This is a genomic window from Rhizobium sp. 01T444, from assembly GCF_056398305.1.
The window spans coordinates 1-669 of sequence record NZ_JBFTPD010000206.1; the positions used below are offsets into that span (position 1 = coordinate 1).

1 protein-coding gene is annotated in these 669 nt (G+C 62.3%); it reads left to right on the forward strand.

Annotated features, from left to right (window positions below; all coding sequences use genetic code 11):
• The coding region (locus AC1DTN_RS37995) for an AAA family ATPase (RefSeq protein ID WP_477925312.1) at positions 1–669 on the forward strand (669 nt) is incomplete at both ends.

Genomic DNA, 669 nt, shown 5'->3' on the forward strand with positions numbered 1-669 from the left:
TTCAGCGGCCCCACCGGCGTCGGCAAGACCGAAGCGGCCAAGCAGCTCGCCTACATCATGGGCATCGAGCTGATCCGTTTCGACATGTCCGAGTACATGGAGCGCCATGCGGTGAGCCGGCTGATCGGCGCGCCTCCGGGCTACGTTGGTTTCGACCAGGGTGGCCTGCTGACCGAAGCCATTACGAAGAAGCCGCACGCGGTGCTGTTGCTCGACGAGATCGAGAAGGCGCACCCGGACATCTTCAACGTCCTGCTGCAGGTCATGGACCATGGAACGCTGACGGACAACAACGGGCGCAAGGCCGACTTCCGCAACGTCATCATCGTGATGACGACCAATGCGGGTGCCGAGACCATGAACAAGTCGACCATCGGCTTCACCAACCCGCGCCAGGCGGGCGATGAGATGGCCGACATCAAGCGCCTGTTCACACCGGAGTTCCGCAACCGTCTGGATGCGATCGTGAGCTTCAAGGCCCTCGACGAGCAGATCATCCTGCGCGTCGTGGACAAGTTCCTGCTGCAGCTCGAAACGCAGCTTGCCGAGAAGAAGGTCGACGTCACCTTCACCGATGTGCTGCGCAAGCACCTGGCGAAGAAGGGCTTCGACCCCCTGATGGGTGCGCGGCCGATGCAACGGCTGATCCAGGACACGATCCGTCGTGCC